Below are 3,443 nucleotides of genomic sequence, written 5' to 3' on the forward strand. Positions count from 1 at the left end.
GCCGGTCAATGCCGGTGCCGGCACCGCACCGATGTCCAGCGGGCGCAAGCGGTGCACGCGGTAGGCCGCGGCATCGGCCAGATACACACTGCCCTGCGCATCCAGCGCCAGCCCGCTGGGCCGCGCAAAGCGCGGCTGCGGTGAAACGCCGGCCAACGCCACCTGGTGGCCCTGCGTGGACACCTGCACCACCTTGCCGTTGATGTCGCCCACGTACAGCACATCATCATGGGTAACGGCTACCGACAGCGGACCGCTCATCACGCTGCCGTCGGCCACCTGGGTGCGCAGCATGCCGTCCGGCGACAGCCGCCGGATGGCGTTGTTGTACAGGTCGGCGATCAACAGGTTGCCGTGCGAGTCCAGCGCCAGGGCCACCGGCGTATCCAGCCGCGTCCCGGCACCGAACCCGTCCACGTTGCCCGGCTGCTCACCGCCTGCCGCCGTGCGCACCGTGCCATCGGGCTCGATCACCCGGATGCGGTCGTTGTAGGTATCGGCCACGTACACACGGCCGCTGGCATCCACGGCCACGCCCATCGGCGCATCGAACCGCGCCTGCGCGGCCGGGCCATCGGCAAAGCCCGCCACCCCGTCGCCAGCGAGCGTGCTCACCACGCCATCGGCGCCGATCCGGCGGATGCGATGGTTGCCGGTGTCGGCCACGTACACGTTGCCCGCGGCATCCACGGCGATGCCGGACGGGGTATGGAACTGCGCCTGCGCACCGGGCCCGTCGCGCCAGCCCTCACCGGTGCCGGCCAACGTATCCACGCGCCCATCGGGATACACCCGGCGGATGCGGTTGTTGTCGCCCGCGTCGGCGATGTAGGCAACGCCGTGCGCATCAACCGCCAGCGCATACGGGTCGGCGAAGCGCGCCTGCGCACCGGCACCATCGCGCAGCCCACCCACCCCATCACCGGCCAGCACATCGATCTGCGCCTGCCACGCCAGCGGCGTGGGTACCGGGCCCTGTTCAACCGGCGCCGATGCAGGCGTGTCGAAAAACGTCCATGCGAGTGCCGCAGCGGTGATCGCCACCACCCCGCCGATCATGACCTGCCAACGTTTCATTGCCATCCCTGCGCTTGTCCGGCGTAGACCTTAAACGTTGCCTGCGCGTCTGCACACCCCATGCGCTTGTGTGGCTGCGCGGTTACAGGTTCAATCGCTGCAGACCTCACGCAAGGATGCGCCATGCACCGCCCGCACCATCGCCTCGCCCTGTCCCTGCTGCTGGCGATTTCCGGCGCGCCAGCACTCGCTGCGATGCCCGTGGCTACACCGTCTGAACCCGCGCTCGCGCAGCGCCTGACCGACACCATCGCGTTGGCCGAGCAGGGCGACAGCGTGGGTGCACTGATCGGCTTCGAGCGCGTGTTCAATGATCCCGACGTGGCCACCCTGGATGCCGCACAGCGCCTGGAAGGGTTGGTCAGTGCCGGGCGCACGGCCTTCAATGCGCGCCAGCCGCAGGAGACGCAGCGCTACCTGGACGCGGCACTGAAACAGGCGCCCGATGACGCACGTGCGCTGTATGTGCTGGGTCGCCTGAAGCTGCTGCAGGACCAACCGGTACAGGGCGCTGCCCTTATCACCCGCTCGCTGCGTGCATCGGACCGGTTCCTGGCCGACATCGATGCCCCGCTGGTGTATCGGCTGGGCGATGCGCTGCAGGAGCAGCCCGATGACTACCGCGCGCTGCTGGAGGCGCTGTTCGACCGACAGTGGAAGGTCGATGGCCTGGAGCCGACGGCCGTGTGGCTGACGCTGGCCACGCTGCAGGCCGATGCCGGGCAGCAGCAGCGCCTGGCCGCCACCGTGATGCGTATCGATGCGCCGATCGAAGTGGTCGCGCTGCGCAGCGACAAGCGTTTCGATGCCGTGGTCGACCGCCGCGATCCGCGCTTCGACCCGCTGCAATCGGCGCGTCGCCATGCCGATGCCCTGCGCGTATCGGCCTTGTTGCAGCCAGAGGCCAGCGACCTCGCCGCGCTCACCGATACCCTGCTGTTGCTGGGCGAGCACGCGCAGGTGCTGACCGCTACGGACCCGCTCCATGCGCGCCTGACCGAGGCCGCCGCCCCGCGCAGCTTCCCCGGGGGTGCCTATGCGGCGTGGGTGCTGCTGCACCGCGCCGTGGCCCAGCACCGGCTGGGCCAGGACAACCAGACCGAGGCAACGCTGGAGCTGGCCAGTACGCTCACCGACGAGGGCGACACGGTAAACCCGCTGCAGCGGCTCTACCTGGCCAGCTGGTACCTGTCCAGCGCCAAACCGGCGCGTGCCCTGAAGACCCTGGACGGGCTGGATGAGGCACCGATGTTCGGCGAGTACCTGCGCCAGTGGATCCGTTTCAGCGCGTACCGGTCGCTGGGGGATACCGCGCGCTCGGCGCAGGCCCGCCAGTGGTTGCAGGCCAACCAGGACGACGGCCGCAGCGTGTACGTAAACGTGCTGCTGGAAGAGCAGCGCACCGACGAGGCGGCCCGCTGGGTCATCACCGAACTGCAGTCGCCCCGGCGCCGCCAGGACCTGCTGGAGGTGATGCAGGACTTCCGCGCGCTGCCCCCGATGCCCGCCGACGTGGACAACGACGCACGCTGGGAAACGCTGCTGAAGCGACCCGATGTGCGCGCCGCGCTGGAACGGGTCGGCCGCCGCGAGACGCTGCCGATCTACGGGCGCGGTGCGTGGCGTTGAGGCCGCACGCCGCGGTCAGCGCGCCGGCGTTTCCACCTTGAAGCCCATCGCCTCGCGGTAGCGCTGGTACAACGCGCTGACCTTTTCCACGTATGCCAGGGTTTCGGCGTACGGCGGCACGCCCTTGTAGCGGGTCACCGCGCCGATGCCGGCGTTGTAGGCGGCGGCCGCCAGGGTGCGGTCGCCCTTGTAGCGCTTCAGCAGCGCCTTCATGTAGCGCGCGCCCCCGTTGATGGACTGCTCGGCCGACAGCGGGTCGGCCACGCCCCATTCGGTGGCGGTATCGGGCATCAGCTGCATCACGCCCTGCGCGCCCTTGGGCGATATCGCACCGGCATCGAAGCCGCTTTCGGCATGGGCGATCGCACGCAGCCAGGCATCGTCCACGCCGGTGGCCTTGGCCGCCGCCTTGAACTGTTTGGCATGGCGGTTGAGCTGTGGCGTGCCCACCTTGCCCAGCCCCTCGTGCGCCGGCTCGCCGGGCGGGGTGGCCACGGTGAACTTCAGGAACACCCGTGACCCGGGCAGGTTGCGCGTGGAATACACCAGCGCGCCGTCCTGCTCGCGTTCGTACAGGGTGCCGCTGAAGATGCCCATGTTGCCCCACAGGTTGGGGGTCTGCACGGCGCTGTCATCGATCTGCTGCGGCGTGCACTTCGAGCCCGGCTCGGGCGCGGTGGCCAGGCTCACGGTGTTGTCCCGCACGCAGCGGTACACCGTGCGCGCCGACGCCGACC

At 69.7% G+C, this 3,443-nt stretch carries 3 protein-coding genes; 1 reads left to right on the forward strand and 2 read right to left on the reverse strand.

Annotation, left to right across the window (positions count from 1 at the left end; all coding sequences use genetic code 11):
- A partial coding sequence (locus DBR34_RS22115) for an NHL repeat-containing protein (RefSeq protein ID WP_258223655.1) occupies window positions 1-1,077 on the reverse strand: 1,077 nt, incomplete at its 3' end.
- Window positions 1,078-1,200: 123 nt separating this feature from the next.
- Between DBR34_RS22115 and DBR34_RS04115 the strand changes: the two genes are divergently transcribed.
- Window positions 1,201-2,706 carry a hypothetical protein gene (locus tag DBR34_RS04115; RefSeq protein WP_128095820.1) on the forward strand — a complete coding sequence of 502 codons (1,506 nt, stop codon included), beginning with the start codon at window positions 1,201-1,203 and terminating at the stop codon, window positions 2,704-2,706.
- A 15-nt stretch (window positions 2,707-2,721) separates the two neighbouring features.
- Here the strand turns inward: DBR34_RS04115 and DBR34_RS04120 are convergent.
- The coding region (locus DBR34_RS04120) for a lytic transglycosylase domain-containing protein (RefSeq protein ID WP_146186765.1) at window positions 2,722-3,443 on the reverse strand (722 nt) is incomplete at its 5' end.

This window comes from Stenotrophomonas sp. HMWF003 (assembly GCF_003061285.1).
GTDB lineage: Bacteria > Pseudomonadota > Gammaproteobacteria > Xanthomonadales > Xanthomonadaceae > Stenotrophomonas > Stenotrophomonas maltophilia_AP.

Excerpts from the sequence above, each read along its gene's own strand:
- DBR34_RS04115 (WP_128095820.1), top strand. The coding sequence starts at position 1,201 with ATGCACCGCCCGCACCATCGCCTCGCCCTGTCCCTGCTGCTGGCGATT.